This is a genomic window from Streptomyces botrytidirepellens (assembly GCF_003721215.1).
In the GTDB taxonomy this organism is placed as follows: Bacteria; Actinomycetota; Actinomycetes; order Streptomycetales; family Streptomycetaceae; genus Streptomyces; species Streptomyces himastatinicus.
In genome coordinates this window covers 136,226-151,056 of the sequence record NZ_RIBZ01000270.1, presented here as the reverse complement: position 1 = coordinate 151,056, position 14,831 = coordinate 136,226, and the positions used below count along the sequence as shown (strand labels likewise).

The window sequence follows — 14,831 nt, the reverse complement described above, 5'->3', positions numbered from 1 at the left end:
CGGGGGGCCTCCCGAGGGGGGAACAGTGCGGGGGGCGGGGGCCTCCCGGGGGGAGGAACCGTGTGGAGCGAATACGTCGAGCCCACTGGCGACCTGGGGGGGTCTGTGCAGCAGGGGGAATCAGCCAGCCCGTTTTTATCAGCGCGCGGGCGGCCGGCGAACGGGACGATCGGCCGGCCCGCGATCGACTGGGAGCAGCGCTACCGCCGTACCGTGATCACCAGCGATACCGTGGCCACCGCCTGCGTGGTGGCGGCGATCGGCAACTTCTTCGGGGCCCGGGACGCGGCCAACTGGCACGAGAAGTGGGGAATTCTCGCATTCGGCACCGAGCTGCTGGTGCTGGGAGCGCTTGCGGTGAGCCGGTCATGGGCTCCGGCCGTGCTCGGCCAGGGCGCCGAGGAATTCCGCCGGCTCGGACGCTCACTGTTCATGGCGACCGTCGTACTGGCGCTCGGCGGGATCGCCCTCACCTCGCGCAACATCAAGCTCTGGATCTTCGTCGCGATCCCCGCGATCGCGCTCGTCACCATGACCGCGCGGTATCTGCTGCGCCTCTGGCTGCACAAACAGCGGAAGGAAGGACGGTGCCTGCGACCGGTGCTCGCGGCCGGGAGCCCGGCCACCGTGCGCGACCTGATCACCCGGACCCGCAAGTTCCCGCACCTCGGCTGGCGGGTGGAGGCGGTGTGCACGGCGGACGGTCGCGGGCTCGACGGTGACCGACTGGACGGAGTGCGGGTCGTCGGCCGACTGGCGGACGTCGCCAAGCACGTCCGCCACGACGGCTACCGTGTCGTCGCGGTCACACCGGACCCGCACTGGTCACCGGACCGGCTACAGCGGCTGGCCTGGAACCTCGAAGGCAGCGACACCGAGATGGTCGTGGCCCCCGTGCTGATGGAGGTGGCCGGCCCGCGGCTGCACGTCGACGCGGTGCTGGGGATCCCGCTGCTGCGGGTCAGCATGCCGACCTTCACCGGGGGCCGCCGGGCGGTCAAAGCGGTCGTCGACCGGATGGGCGCGGCGATCCTGCTGATGCTGTTCGCGCCGCTGATGGTGCTCGTCGGGCTGCTCGTGCTGATGGACAGTCGGGGCGGGGTGTTCTACCGCCAGCGCAGGGTCGGCAAGGACGGCCGCGAGTTCACCATTCTCAAGTTCCGCACCATGGTCGCCGGGGCTCACCGGGCACGTGCCGAGCTGGCCGACCGCAACGAGGGCGCCGGCCTGCTGTTCAAGCTCCGCCGGGATCCGCGGGTGACCCGGGTGGGAGCGGTGCTGCGCCGCTACTCGATCGACGAGCTCCCGCAGCTCTTCAACGTGCTCACCGGCTCGATGTCGCTCGTCGGCCCGCGGCCTCCGTTGCCGGAGGAGTCCGCCGCGTACGGCCCGGACATCCGTCGGCGGCTGCTGGTCAAGCCCGGGCTCACCGGCCTGTGGCAGATCAGCGGACGCAGCGACCTGCCGTGGGAGGAGGCGGTCCGGCTGGACCTGCGGTACGTGGAGGACTGGTCGCTCGCCCTGGACACAGTGATCTTGTGGAAGACGCTGCGTGCGGTGCTCCAAGGGCAGGGGGCCTATTGATGCGCGGAGGTCGTCGTCCGGCCGACGCACGGAAGGCGGGCCGCAAGGGCCTGCCTGGGGGGAGAGACGGGGCATGAGAGTCAGCGTTTTCGGGCTCGGCTACGTGGGCTGTGTGTCGGCCGCGTGCCTGGCGAGCCTGGGTCACGAGGTCATCGGGGTGGACGTCAACCAGGTGAAGGTCGACCTGGTCAACGACGGCAAGGCGCCGGTGGTCGAGGAGCGGATCGGCGAGCTCATCGCCGAGGTCGTGCGGACCGGAGCGTTACGCGCTACCGGCGACGTCCGCGAGGCGATCATGGGCAGTGAGGTGTCGCTGGTCTGCGTGGGCACGCCGTCCGAGCCCAACGGCAGCCTGTGCACCACGTACTTGGAGCGGGTCACCGAGCAGATCGGCGCCGCGCTGGCCGAGGGGGCCGAGCAGGGGGGCCGACACACCGTCGTGTTCCGCAGCACCATGCTCCCCGGCACCTGCCTGAACCTGCTGGTACCGATCCTGGAGAAGAACGTCGGCGGCACGGCCGGGGTGGGCTTCGGGGTCGCGGTCAACCCGGAGTTCCTGCGCGAGGGCACGAGCGTGCGGGACTTCTTCGACCCGCCCAAGACCGTCATCGGCGAGCTCGACCCGGCCAGCGGCGACGCGGTGATGGCGCTGTACGACGGCTTGCCCGGCGAGGTGTTCCGGGTGCCGGTCCCGACGGCCGAGGCGATCAAATACGCGGACAACGCGTTCCACGGCCTCAAGATCGGCTTCGCGAACGAGCTGGGCGCGGTGTGCCAGGCGCTCGGGGTGGACTCGCACCAGGTGATGGACGTGTTCCTGGCCGACCGCAAGCTGAACATCAGCCCCGCCTACCTGCGGCCCGGCTTCGCCTTCGGTGGCTCCTGCCTGCCCAAGGACCTGCGCAGCCTGGTTCACGCGGCGCAGCGGGCCGACGTCTCGGTGCCCATCCTCGCCCACGTACTGCCCTCCAACTCCGAACATCTGCAACGCGCGGTGGACCTGGTCGAGCGCACGGGCAAGCGTCGGATCGGCATGTTCGGGCTGTCCTTCAAACCCGGCACCGACGACCTCCGCGAGAGCCCGCTCGTCGAACTGGCGGAGAGGCTCTTCGGCAAGGGTTACGACCTGCGGATCTACGACGCCAACGTGAACCTCTCCCGGCTGATCGGCGCGAACCGCGAGTACATCGAGAACCGGCTGCCGCACCTCGCGCAGCTGCTCGCGGACTCCGTCGGCGAGGTGCTCGAGCACGCCGAGGTGTGCCTGGTCGGGACCGGGGACCCGGCCGTGCTGTCGGCGCTGCCCCAGGGTGACGGCCCGGTGATCGTCGACCTCATCCGCCTTCCCGACGCCGAGGCGCGCCGGGCCGAACCGGGGTACATAGGCCTTGCTTGGTGACACGTCGTTCGATGACACGGCCGGCGGCGACGGGTCGGGCCGTCGCGCGCTGATCCTGGTGGAGAACCTGTCGGTGCCGTTCGACCGGCGGGTGTGGCAGGAGTGCACGACGCTGCGCGACGCGGGCTGGGAGGTGCACGTCATCTGTCCCCGGGGGGAGAAGCGGGACACGGAGCCCGAGGCGGAGATCGACGGGGTGCGGATCCACCGCTACCCGTTGCGCGCGGCCACCGGAGGACCGGCCGGTTACCTGCGGGAGTACGGATCGGCGCTGTGGCACACGGTCCGGCTGGCCCGCAAGGTCGGCCCGGTCGACGTGGTCCACGCCTGCAACCCGCCCGACCTGCTGTTCCTGCCGGCGCTGTGGCTGAAGCGGCGTGGCGCGCGGTTCGTCTTCGACCAGCACGATCTGGTGCCCGAGCTGTACCTCTCCCGGTTCGACCGCGGCGAAGACCTGCTCTACCGCGCCGTGTGCGCGCTGGAACGGCGGACCTACCGGGCGGCGGACATCGTGCTCGCCACGAACGAGAGCTACCGGGACGTCGCGGTGCGCCGTGGCGGACGGCGGTCGGAGGACGTCTTCGTGGTGCGCAGCGCGCCCGCGATCGACCGTTTCCAACCGGTGCCGCCCGAGCCGGAGTTGAAGCGCGGCAAGCCTCATCTGCTGTGCTACCTCGGCGTCATGGGCCCTCAGGACGGCGTCGACTATGCCTTGCGGGCCCTGGCGAAGTTGCGCGACGAGGTCGGACGGACCGACTGGCACGCGGTGTTCGTCGGCGCCGGCGACGCCTTCGACGCGATGGTGGAGCTGTCCCGGCGGCTCGGGCTCTCGGAGCAGGTGCAGTTCACCGGGCGCATACCGGACGCCGACCTGGTGCGCTACCTGTCCACCGCGGACGTGTGCCTCTCCCCCGACCCGCGCAATCCGCTCAACGACGTGTCGACCATGAACAAGGTCCTGGAGTACATGGCGATGGGCCGGCCGATCGTCTCGTTCGACCTCCGAGAGGCGCGAGTCTCCGCCGGTGACGCCGCCGTCTACGCGCCCGCCAACGACGAGGCCGCGTTCGCGGGGCTCATCGCGCTGCTCCTTGACGATCCGGAGAGGCGGGCCCGGATGGGAAAGCTCGGCCAGGAGCGGGTCAGCGGGCCGCTCTCCTGGCGGAACTCGCAAGCGTCGCTGCTCGCCGCCTACGCCGCTGCCTGCCGTGACCACGCCCCCGGTTCGGCGGGCGGGCCGGTCCGGGCACGGAGGAGGCAGCACCGTTGAGCGATGACACGATACGCCTGGTCACGATCGGGCGGATTTTCCGTCGGCGCCGACGGCTTCTCACCCTCCTCGCCCTGGTGGGCGCGCTCGTCGGCTACGGCGCCTCTTTGCTGTTCCCGCCGAGTTACACGACGTCGGCATCGGTCCTGCTGCCGGGGCAGTGGGAGGAGCGCGAGCTGCTGACCCAGGTGGAGATCGCGACCAGTTCGGAGGTGGTCGACCGGGCGGCTGCCACGCTCCGCTGGACCGGCGTCAGCGGCACCGAGCTGCGGGATCACGTGGGCGTCAAGGTCGCCGACGGGAACATCATCAAGATCTCGGGCACGGCCGACACCCCGGAGCGCGCGCAACGGCTCTCCGACCACGTGGCCCAGCAGTTCGTCACGTACGCCGCGCGGATCGCGGGCGACAACACCGCCCCCGAAGCGGCGACGGGGCTCGACGCACTGCGAAAGAAGGTGGAGGAGACCAACCGCCGCATCACCGACCTGGCCGAAGCGGCCGATCCGGGGCAGACCGTGGAGAGCGTGCAGGCCCGCACCGAGCTCGAGAAGCTGCGCACCGCGCTGGCGGAGGCCATGAAGAAGCTGGAGGAGGCCGACCCGGCGACCGACAAGCCCGGCATGGTCGTCATGGGGCCGGCGGCCCGGCCCACCGGCGAGGCACCGCCGACGAGGATGCAGCTTATCGTCGGCGGGGCGCTGCTGTTCCTCCTGCTCGCGATCATCGGCCATCTCGCCGCCGCACGGGTGAACCGCCGGCTGCGCACCGCACCGGAGATCGCCGCGGCGCTGGGCTCGGTACTGCTGGGTACCGTCGACGTACCCGGTGAACGGCCCGCGCACCGGCCGGAAGGCGCTGGCCCGCGGGCCCGGATCCGCCGGATCCTCGGCCTCGACACCCGGTGGGACATACCCACCCCGCAGAGGTCGGGCGACGAGGCCAGCAGGCGGATTCGCTACCGGCGCGTGTGCGCTCGCCTCCGGAACCGGCTGCCGGGCCCCCGGCGGCTGCTGGTTGTCGTACCGGAGGGCGACGAGATCGCCCGCCGGGCCGCCGGGCAGCTCGTGGCCGAGGCCAAGAGCGATCCTTCCCCGGGCTCTTCGAGCGGGGGACACCCCATGCTGCGGGTGGTGGAAGTGTCGGTGTCCCATCCGATGGTGCCGGACCGCGACACCGAGTCCGGTGCCCTGGTCGTGCTCAGCGCGGGCAGCTGGACCGCAGGGGAGCTCGCCGGCATCGCCGAGGCGTGTGCGGACGCGGGGCACGAGGTCGTCGGCATCGTCGTCACCGGCGCGGTCCGGGCCCGCCCGACGCGATCTGCCGACCGTCCTCCGGAGAACGCCACTCTGGCGCTCGCGGTTCCCGTGCACGCGACGGGGGGTTCAGGGTGACGACGAACACCACTGCGGAGTCGTCGGCGGCCGCTCCGCTCCTCGACCTCCAGGCGCTGGTGGTGGCGGTGCGCAGGCGCCGCCGCCTCTGGTGCTCGCTGGCGCTGCTGGGGCTGCTGATCGGCGCGGCAGTGGCGGTCCTGCTGCCGCCGCCGCCGACCGCGGCGACCAAGGTTCTGGTCGCGCATCAGGAGGACCAGCCGAACGACACCGGAACGCTGATCCGCACCGACGTCGAGGTGCTGGGGACCACGCGGATCGCCGCCAAGGCCCTGCGGTCCCTCAAGTCCCCGGTACGCCCGGAAGACTTCATGCGGGACTACTGGGGTATCGGCTTGACCAACAACCTGCTCCAGATCACGGTGACGGGTGACAGCGACGCAGAAGCGGTGGCCCGGGCCGAGGCGCTGGCCGACGCGTTCGTCGCCGACCATGTGAAGCGGATGCGGGAGACCGCGAAGGCCGAGGCCAAGGCCCTGCTCGACCAGCGTGACCGCATGCAGGACGAGCTCGTCAAGGTCAACAAGGCGATCGGAGGCCGATCGCCGGAGAGCGACCCGCAGGCGTCGGCGGACATCGAGTCGCTCTTCTCCCGCCGGGCCGAGCTGACTTCGCGGATCGCCGATTACGGCCAGCGCGCCGAGGAGGCGCGCATCGGCACGCCCCGGGTCACGGCCGGCACGCAGATCGTGGACGCCCCGCGCGTGGTGCGGCACTCCCTGCCCAAGGCCGCTGTCACCAACGCCGCGATCGGGCTCGTCCTCGGGCTCGTCCTCGGGCTCGCGCTGGCCGCGGTCGGCGCGGTGGTGGCGGACCGCCCCGTGCTGCGCCGGGACATCGCGGCGAACCTGGGCGCCTCGGTCATCGCGGAGCTGCCCCGCCGATCGGGCCCACTGTGGCAGCGCCGACGGACCCGGGCGGCACGGACAAGGCTCACCACGACTCTGGCCCGTACCGTGCGCGGCTCCGCGGAACCGCTGTCGCTGCTGGAACTTGGCTGTGCGCGCAGCACGAGCGTGATCGCCCTGAACCTCGCGGAGGCACTGGCGGCGGAGGGGCCATTGGTGATCATCGATGGTCTGCCGGGACCGCAGCTGGCGAACCACCCCCAGAAGCCAGGAGGCCCGGCCGTGGTCAGCGGCGAACGTGCGGCGGCCGTGTCGCATCAGGAGCGCCGGCTCGGCGTCGGCTCGGTCGCGCCCGGCACTGCCTGGACCGACCTCCAGTACCTCGGCGGCCGGACCGTGCTCGTCGTGCGGGCCGGGCACGGCAGCGCCGCATGGCTGCACACCGTGGCGCGGCAGCTCGCGGACCAGCGCATTCCGGTGATCGGTGTGGTGCTGATCGACCCCGATCCGCGTGACCGGACCGACGGCACGCTGTGGGACGGGCACGTCGCGCTGCGGGGCCATGGCGAACGGCCGGCCCTGCGACACGGGACGGGCCAGCTGCGGACGGAGCGACTGCCGATGCGGGCCGCACGGGTCCCGGACAGCGACCAGGAGGTGCGGTAGGACATGTGTGGCATCGCAGGCACGTACCGATGGCCGGACGGGAAGGTCGTGACCGACCGGCTCACCGACACCCTCGCCCACCGCGGTCCGGACGGGGCGGGCCGGTACAGCCACCCCGCCGGCGACGGCGAAGTGCACCTCGGGCACCGCCGACTGGCCATCATCGACCTGTCCGGGACCGGCGCCCAGCCGATGGTCTCGGGCGGCCTCGTCCTGACGTACAACGGCGAGCTGTACAACGCGCCCGAGCTGCGTGCCGAGCTGGCAGCCGCCGGGGTGCGCTTCCGCGGTACCTCCGACACCGAGGTGCTGCTCGAGGCCTGGCGGCGCTGGGGCACGGACTGCCTGCCCCGGCTGCGCGGCATGTTCGCGTTCGGCATCTTCGACGAGCGAACCGGTGAACTGGTGCTCGCCCGCGACCAGTTGGGCATCAAGCCGCTGTTCCTGCTCCGGCGTGGCGAGGGCCTGGTGTTCGCCTCCGAGCTCAAGGCGCTCGCCGCCGCGACGGGTGGGTCGCTGGAGGTGGACCATGCGGCGCTGGTGGCCTCGCTGCTGTACTACTGGGTGCCGGACTCACGGTGCGCGTTCCGCGAAGCGGAGAAGCTGCCGCCGGGGAGCTGGCTGCGGATCCGGCCCGACGGCCGGGTGGAGCGCGGCCGTTACTGGCACCTGAAGGACATCGCCGCCGAGGGCCGGGAGCGGGCCCGCAGCGGCGAGCGGCCCGACCTGGCCGCCATCGTCGAGGAGTCGACCCGTCGGCACCTGCTCTCCGACGTACCCGTGGCGACCTTCCTCTCCGGCGGCCTCGACTCCAGCTACCTGACCGCGCTGGCGGCCCGCGACCGGCCCGGGATCTCCGCTTACACGATCGGGTTCCGCGCCGAGGACGCCAAGTTCGAGGCGATGCCCGACGACCTGCGCTATGCCCGGCAGGTGGCCGAGCGGTTCGGCGTCGATCTGCACGAGATCGAGATCGCCCCGAACGTGCTCGACCTGCTGCCGCAGATGACGTACCACCTGGACGAGCCGATCGGCGATCCCGCCGCGATCAATACGTACCTGATCTGCTCGGCCGCCCGGGAGGCCGGGGTCAAGGTGATGCTCTCGGGGATGGGCGCCGACGAGCTGTTCGCCGGTTACCGCAAGCACCTGGCCAACCTGATCGCGCTGCGCTACCAGCGCGTCCCGCGGCCCCTGCGGCGCGGGGTGTCCAGGGCCGTGGACCGGCTGCCGGTCGCCACGTCCCGCCGGGGTTACCGGTCGGTGCGCTTCGCGAAGCGGTTCCTCTCCTTCGCCGATCTGCCGGAGGAGACCGCGTTCCGGCGCAGCTACACCATGTACGACCAGGACGAGCTGCTCGCCCTGGTCGACCCGGACCTGGCCGGGACGGTCGACGACGTGCTGACCGAGCATGCGGACGTCTACCAGGACAACGACCTCGACGACTTCGTCAACCGCATGTGCCTGGGCGACGCCCGGATGTTCCTGCCGGGTCTGAACCTCACGTACACGGACCGGTCGAGCATGGCCGCCTCGACCGAGGTACGGGTGCCGTACGTGGACGTCGAGGTGGTCAGGGCGGCGTTCGCCGTGCCCGGCGATCGCAAGATCGCCGGGCGGCAGGGCAAGGCCGTCCTCAAGGAGGCGGCCACCTCGATCCTGCCCCGGGAGATCGTGTACCGGCCCAAGGGCCTGTTCAGCGCCCCGCTGCGCGCCTGGATGAGCCGGGATCTGGCACCGCTGGTGCGCGAGGTGGTCAACGACGGCGAGCTCGTCCGTTCCGGGTTCCTGCGCCGCGAAGCGCTTCAGCGGCTCGTCGCCGAGGACGCCGCCGGGCAGCGGGACTTCTCCAAGCATCTGTGGCACGTACTGACCCTCGAGTACTGGTATCGCGACGCGACCTCTGGGTCCGGCCAGAGCACTCGGTTAACGGCTTAGGAATTCAGGGGAGTTCGGGTTGAAACAGGTTGTGCAGAACTACAAGAGCGGCGAGCTGGCGGTTCTCGACGTGCCGGTGCCGGGGTGCAAGCCGGGTGGTGTGCTGGTCCGCAGCGCCTTCTCGCTGATATCCACCGGGACCGAGCTCATGAAGGTGTCCGAGGCCGGCATGTCGATGCTGGGCAAGGCTCGCTCCCGTCCCGACCAGGTGGCCAAGGTCATGCAGAGCGTGGCCACCAACGGGGTGCCCGCCACCTACCGCAAGGTGATGGGCAAGCTGGACTCCTACACACCGCTGGGCTACTCGCTGTGCGGGGTGGTCGAGCAGGTCGGCGCCGGGATCGACGACGTCAAGGTCGGCGACCTGGTGGCCTGCGCGGGCAACGAGCACGCGCTGCACGCCGAGCTGAACTGGGTGCCGAAGAACCTCTACGCCCCGGTCCCGGACGGCCTCGCGCCCCGGCACGCGGCCTTCGGCACCGTCGGGTCGATCGCGTTGCAGGGCGTCCGCCAAGGCGGGCCGCAGCTCGGCGACGTGGCGCTGGTCATCGGCCTCGGGCTGATCGGGCAGCTGGTGGTGCAGCTCCTCGCCGCCTCGGGAGTCCGCGTCGTCGGGGTCGACCCCGACCCGGTGCGCTGCGAACTCGCCGCGCGCCTGGGGGCCGCGGCCTGCGGCGATCCGGCGTCCGCGGCCGTGGAAACCGCCGTCGCCGAACTCACCGGCGGTCACGGGGTGGACCAGGTGTACCTGGCCGCCGGCGGCGGCAGCAACGAGCCCGTCGAGCTGGCCGCCCGGCTCTGCCGGGACCGCGGCCGGGTCGTCGACATCGGCAAGTGCCGCCTGGACCTGCCATGGAACGCGTACTACGAGAAGGAGCTCGACGTCCGGTTCTCCCGCAGTTACGGCCCCGGTCGCTACGACCCGGAGTACGAGCTGGAGGGGCGCGACTACCCGATCGGCTACGTGCGCTGGACCGAGCGACGCAACCTGGCGTGCTTCCTCGATCTCCTCGCCCGCGGCAGCGTCGACGTGGAGCCCTTGATCTCCCACGTCGCCGACTTCGATGACGCCGTCGAGACGTACCAGAGCCTGAAGGACGGCGACCTGAAGGCCGTGGCCGTGCTGTTCCGGTACCCCGAACACGTCAGGCAAACGGAGGAAGCGGGGGCCCCGGCGGTGGCCGTGCCCACCGTGAAGCGACACGGCGGCGGGGCGTCCAGCCCGTCCCGGTACGCCAACACACCGGCGCGCCTCGCGTTCGTCGGCGCCGGAAACTACGCGACGTCGATGCTGCTGCCGCACCTGGCACCGCGCGACGGCGTCGTGTTGTCGACCGTCGTCACCACGACGGCGCTGTCCGCGGCCAACGCGCAACGGAAGTTCGGCTTCGCCGAGGCGACCACCGACCTCGACGCCGTGCTCGACGACAAGTCCATCGACGCGGTGTTCATCGTCACCCGGCACAGCTCGCACGCCGAACTGACCCGGAGAGCACTGCTGGCCGGCAAGGCCGTGTTCGTGGAGAAGCCCCTGGCCCTCACCGAGGATGAGCTGGCCGGCGTACTCGCGGCGGTGGAGGAGTCCGGCAACGACCGGCTTCAGGTGGGCTTCAATCGCCGGTTCGCGCCGCTGCTCCAGGAGGCCAGGAAGCGGTTCGGCGCCCGGACCGGTCCGGCGCACCTGCGCTACCTGGTCAACGCGGGCCGCCTCGCGCACGGCAGCTGGTACCTCCGGCAAGGCACCGAGGGCTCGCGGTTCGCCGGCGAGGGCGGACACTTCATCGACACGGCGAGCTGGCTGCTCGGGGCCGACCCGGTCTCGGTGTACGCGGTCGCCACGTCCGGCAACGAGGACCTTCAGGTCGTGCTCCGCTACCCGGACGGGTCCACCGCCACCATCAGCTACGTCACCACCGGCCCGGCCGGCTTCCCCAAGGAGACGCTGGACCTGGTCGCGGACGGTCGTGCGCTGCGGCTCGACGACTTCGTCCGCGCCTCGGTCTACGGCCGCAAGCGGTGGGTCAGTTCGCGTCTGCCCAAGGCCCGGGACAAGGGCCAGTCCGCCGAACTGGCCGCGTTCATCAAAGCCGTGCGGACCGGCGGGCCGATGCCGGTGCCGCTGGAGTCGCTGGTCGCCACCACTGCGGCCACCCTCGCCGTGCAGACCAGCCTGGCCGGCGGTGCGCCGGTGACGTTGGCGAGGACGCGATGACTGTGAGCTCGGGGAGTCCGGGCTGGTACCTGCGGCGGCTGTCCCGGATGGGACCGCGGGAGGTCGGCGGCCGGGTGGGCGACGCGGTGCGCAGGCGGCGGTGGCGGTCGGCGCGGCCGGACTGCCCGAGCGTGACCGGCGCCCGGTTCAGCGCGGTACTGCCCGCCGGGACGATCGCCGCGATACCTCCGGACGCCGCGAAACGCCTCATCGCCGAGGCGGACCGGCTGATGGACGGGCACGCCGAGTATTTCGGCGTGTCCCGCGACGACCTGGCCGACCCGGACTGGTGGTGCGACCCGAAGACCGGGCGCCGGGCTCCGTGGGGCTACGCCTTCGACGTGCCGTACCGGAACGAGGACGCGGTCGGGGACATCAAGCAGATCTGGGAGCTGTCCCGGCACCAGTACCTCACCGTGCTGGCCGCCGCCTACGCGATCACCGGGGACGAGCGGTACGCCGAGCGCGTGGCCGCGCACCTGCGGTCGTGGTGGGCGGCCAACCCACCGCTGCGCGGCGTGCACTGGATCAGCGGCATCGAGCTGGGCATCCGACTGCTGTCCTGGGTATGGATCCGCCGACTGCTCGACGGCTGGCCGGGCGCGGCCGGTCTTTTCGAGGGCAACCCGGTGGCGCTGAACCAGATCTGGCACCACCAGCGCTGGCTGGGCGCCTTCCCCAGCCGGGGGTCCTCGGCGAACAACCACGTCATCGCCGAGGCCGCCGGGCAGTTCGCCGCGGCCTGCGCGTTCGGGTGGTTCCCCTCCTCGGCGCGCTGGCGAGCTGACGCGCTGCGGTCGCTGGAGCGGCACCTGCGCGGCAACACCTTCGGCTCCGGCCTCAACCGTGAGCTGGCCACCGAGTATCACGGACTCGTGCTGGAGCTCGGCCTGGCCGCGGTGGCCGAGGCGGATGCCGCGGGCGTGCCGGTCCCCGCGTCGATCCGGCTGGTGCTGCTGCGGATGACCGACGCGCTCGCGGCCGTCGTGGACAGCCACCTGCGGCCGCCGCGCCAGGGGGACGCGGACGACGGGCACGGTCTGGTCGTGGACGGTGCGGGCACCGGCCGCTGGGGCTCGCTGCTCGCCACCGGGGACGCCGTGTTCGGCCGGCTCGCCTGGTGGCCGGCGGTGACCGGCACCGATGTGCGCACCCCACTGCTGGCCGCGCTCATCCGGCCGTACCCGGAAAACGGAACCGCACCGGCCGTGACCCGCCCGGCAAGCCGACCGGCCCACTTCGCCGACGCGGGGCTCACCATCCTGCGCGGTCCGGGAGAGATCTGGTGCCGCTGCGACGGCGGTCCGCACGGATTCCTGTCCATCGCCGCGCACGCCCACGCGGACGCGCTGTCCGTGGAGGTCCGGCACGACGGGGTCGACGTGCTCGCCGACCCGGGGACGTTCTGCTACCACGGGCAGCCCGAGTGGCGGCGGTACTTCCGGTCGACCCTCGGCCACAACACCCTGCAAGTGGACGGCGGTGATCAGTCCGTCTCCGGCGGCCCGTTCCTGTGGATCCGGCATGCCCGCAGCCGCGTCCTGGTCGCGGACACATCCGACGCCTCCGACGGGGGGACGGCCCGCTGGTGCGCCGAACACGACGGTTACCAGCCCTCCGTGCACCGCCGCCGGGTGGAGCTGACGGCCGCGCTCAAGGAGTTGAGGGTCATCGACGAGGTGCGCGGCCCGCGCCGGGCCGTGCGGCTGGCGTTCCACCTCGGCCCCGCGATCGCCGCGGACCTGGCGGACGACCGGGCCGTGCTCGCCTGGACCCGGGACGGAGAGGAGCGCTCCGCGGTGCTCGACCTGCCCGGGCAGCTGAACTGGCAGGCGCATCGCGGCGCGACCGACCCGCCGCTGGGCTGGTACTCCGCCGGCTTCGGGCGCAAGGAACCCTCCACCACGCTGGTCGGCACCGGATTCACCGGCGGCGCGGAGGGGTTCACCACCGTGCTCAGGTTCCGCGACCAGGGAGGCGCGTGGGGATGAAGTGGCGGCACTGGGTGGTGCCGGCGGCACCGCTGGCGCTGGTCCTGCTGGCGGCGACCGGCTGTACGAGCACACCGGACGCCGGGGCGGAGCCGGCCGATGCGCCCTCCGCGACCAGGGCGCCCGCCACGTCCGTGGCCCGGGTGTGCGCCGGGCCCGCGGCCGGGTCGGCGAAGGCACCGGCCGACGCGGTGACGGTCGACCCCGGGGTGGTCGGTGACCTCGCCGGGAAGACCAAGAGCAGCCCCCCGGGCACCACGTTCTGGCTTCGGCCGGGCAAGCACAGGCTCGAGCCGGACCGCTACGCCCAGGTCATCGCCAAGAAGGGGAACCGCTACCTCGGCGCGCCGGGCGCGGTGCTCGACGGCGGGAAGAAGAACAATTACGCGTTCAGCGGCACCGCCCGCGACGTCACCATCCGCTACCTGACCGTGCAGCACTTCGTCGCGCCGCCCGATGAGGGCGTGGTCAACCATGACATGGCCGACGGATGGGTGATCGAGCACGCGAAGATCCAGTACAACTCCGGCGCCGGGCTGATGGCCGGTGCGCACCAGCAAGTCCGCGCCAGCTGCCTGCGCGGCAACGGACAGTACGGAATGAACGCGTACAAGACCGGCGACTCCATCCGCGGCCTGGTGGTCGAGGACAACGAGATCGTGGGCAACAACACCGACGACTGGGAGCGGCGGAAACCGGGCTGCGGCTGCACCGGAGGCATCAAGTTCTGGGCCGTCAACGGCGCCGAGATACGCGGCAACTGGGTGCACGGCAACCGCGGAGCCGGGCTCTGGGCGGACAACAACAACAATGACTTCCGCATCGAGGGCAACCTGCTCGAGGCCAATGACGGTGCCGCGCTGATGTACGAGACCAGCTACAACGCGATCATCCGGAACAACACGGTCCGGCGGAACAACTGGGTCGAGGGCCGCAAGTACGCCGACCGCGGCGACAACTTCCCGTACGCGACCATCTACGTGTCCGAGGCCGGCGGCGAACCACGGATACGGGCCCGCACGGACAAGATCGAGATCCACGGGAACGTGCTGGAGAACAACTGGAACGGCATCACTCTGTGGGAGAACGCCGACCGGTTCTGCAACAGCCCGGCCAACACCTCGACCGGTTACTGCACGTTGCTGGTGAAGGACACCAAGCGCTGTGCGAAGCCGGCGATCGCCACCGCGCCGCTCTACGCCGACTGCCGGTGGAAGACCCAGCGGGTGGACATCCACGACAACCGCTTCCTGCTGGACACGTCGGTCGTCAAGTGCGGGACCGAGTGCGGCCGCATGGCGGTCCTCGCCAACTACGGCACCTATCCGAAGTGGTCGCCGTACAAGGGCAAGCGGGTGGCCGACGCGATCGCCCACAAGCAGCACAACCGCTGGCACGACAACGTCTACGGCGGACCGTGGAGCTTCGTCGCGGAGAACACGGACCAGAGGTTCGACTCCGTGCAGTGGCAGGGCATCCCGTACCGGCAGGACGCGGGCAGCACCTTCGCCCCACGGGCCGGTGGTTGA

Annotated in this window: 9 protein-coding genes; all 9 read left to right on the top strand. The window is 71.6% G+C overall.

Annotated features, from left to right (window positions below; genetic code table 11):
* Positions 1-105: 105 nt before the first annotated feature.
* The 9 genes from EEJ42_RS22030 to EEJ42_RS21990 all read left to right on the top strand — a co-directional run bounded on the left by EEJ42_RS22030 (position 106) and on the right by EEJ42_RS21990 (position 14,831).
* Positions 106-1,584, top strand: a complete 1,479-nt coding sequence (locus tag EEJ42_RS22030) for a sugar transferase (protein ID WP_123102075.1) — start codon at positions 106-108, stop codon at positions 1,582-1,584.
* 73 nt (positions 1,585-1,657) lie between these two features.
* On the top strand, positions 1,658-2,983 hold the full coding sequence (locus EEJ42_RS22025; protein ID WP_123102073.1) for a nucleotide sugar dehydrogenase: 1,326 nt from the start codon (positions 1,658-1,660) through the stop codon (positions 2,981-2,983).
* On the top strand, positions 2,973-4,253 hold the full coding sequence (locus EEJ42_RS22020; RefSeq protein WP_123102071.1) for a glycosyltransferase family 4 protein: 1,281 nt from the start codon (positions 2,973-2,975) through the stop codon (positions 4,251-4,253). The genes EEJ42_RS22025 and EEJ42_RS22020 overlap by 11 nt, the downstream gene beginning before the upstream one ends.
* Positions 4,250-5,647, top strand: a complete 1,398-nt coding sequence (locus EEJ42_RS22015; protein ID WP_123102069.1) for a Wzz/FepE/Etk N-terminal domain-containing protein — start codon at positions 4,250-4,252, stop codon at positions 5,645-5,647. Before EEJ42_RS22020 ends, EEJ42_RS22015 begins: the two co-directional genes overlap by 4 nt.
* Positions 5,644-7,161, top strand: coding sequence for a Wzz/FepE/Etk N-terminal domain-containing protein (locus EEJ42_RS22010; protein ID WP_123102067.1), 1,518 nt, complete (start codon positions 5,644-5,646; stop codon positions 7,159-7,161). Before EEJ42_RS22015 ends, EEJ42_RS22010 begins: the two co-directional genes overlap by 4 nt.
* Positions 7,162-7,164: 3 nt before the next feature.
* A complete protein-coding gene (asnB, locus tag EEJ42_RS22005) occupies positions 7,165-9,099 on the top strand; it encodes an asparagine synthase (glutamine-hydrolyzing) (RefSeq protein WP_123102065.1) in 1,935 nt (644 codons plus the stop codon).
* A 19-nt stretch (positions 9,100-9,118) separates the two neighbouring features.
* Positions 9,119-11,311 carry a bi-domain-containing oxidoreductase gene (locus tag EEJ42_RS22000; protein ID WP_123102063.1) on the top strand — a complete coding sequence of 731 codons (2,193 nt, stop codon included), beginning with the start codon at positions 9,119-9,121 and terminating at the stop codon, positions 11,309-11,311.
* Positions 11,308-13,302: an alginate lyase family protein gene (locus EEJ42_RS21995; protein ID WP_123102061.1), complete on the top strand. Its 1,995-nt coding sequence runs from the start codon at positions 11,308-11,310 to the stop codon at positions 13,300-13,302. Before EEJ42_RS22000 ends, EEJ42_RS21995 begins: the two co-directional genes overlap by 4 nt.
* Positions 13,299-14,831, top strand: coding sequence for a right-handed parallel beta-helix repeat-containing protein (locus tag EEJ42_RS21990; RefSeq protein WP_425472937.1), 1,533 nt, complete (start codon positions 13,299-13,301; stop codon positions 14,829-14,831). The genes EEJ42_RS21995 and EEJ42_RS21990 overlap by 4 nt, the downstream gene beginning before the upstream one ends.